We start from the raw sequence: 989 nt of genomic DNA on the forward strand, positions 1-989 counted from the left end.
GCCTTATTATTGCGATAATTTATATTATGCGTTATGCTAAACGTGTTAAGAATAATCCAGAAACCTCTATTCTTTATAACCAGAAATCTCAAATTGAAGCCTTATTTGGCAACTCTACAGAAACTACGGTGCAGTTTACAACACGTTTACGTTTAGCTTTATTAGTTTTTGGATTATGCTTTGTGGTTATGATTATTGGAGTCTCTATGCTAGATTGGTGGTTTTTAGAAATGACAGCCGTATTTTTAGTCGGCGCCGTTGTTATTGGGGTTATCACCAAAATAAAAGAAACAGACTTTGTAGAAACCTTTGTAAAAGGTGCTAGCGATTTATTAGGTGTTGCCTTGATTATAGGAATAGCAAGAGGTGTTTCGGTTATTATGGAAAACGGTTTAATAAGTGATACCATGTTATATTATGCAAGCGATTTAACAACAGGAATGTCTAAAGGTATTTTTGCTAATGTTATGGTATTAGTATATGGTGCTTTATCGTTTTTTATACCAAGTTCTTCGGGAATGGCCGTTTTAACCATGCCAGTCATGTCTCCTTTAGCAGATACTGTTGGTTTGGGCAGAGACATTGTGGTTAATGCCTACCAATATGGTATGGGTTTATTTGCTATTATAAACCCTACAGGCTTAATTTTAGCATCTTTAGCCGTTGTAAAAGTGGGCTACGATAAATGGTTAAAGTTTGTTTTACCGTTATTATTCATTTTAATAGGCTTTACATTGTTAGTTATGACTATTTCTGTTTATTTATAAATTATAGTAACTAAAAAACTCTACTCTCCTCCTATTTTTATATATAAAAATATACGTAGATATACGTATTGTGTAGGTCTAATAAAAGTTAGATCTTTAAATAATTATTAAAAGGTACGCATAACCACCCATTTACTGGTTATGTTAAAAAAACACAACAAGTACTGATAACCGCCTATTTTAAGGCGGTTATCAGTACTTTTTTGAGTAGGTACTTTATAT

Annotated in this window: 1 pseudogene; it reads left to right on the forward strand. The window is 32.5% G+C overall.

The window, feature by feature from the left end:
- Window positions 1-767 (forward strand): annotated as a pseudogene (locus ACVC2P_RS07985) (YfcC family protein); the annotation flags it as partial.
- Window positions 768-989 lie beyond the last annotated feature (222 nt).

This window comes from Pontimicrobium sp. MEBiC01747 (assembly GCF_053601635.1).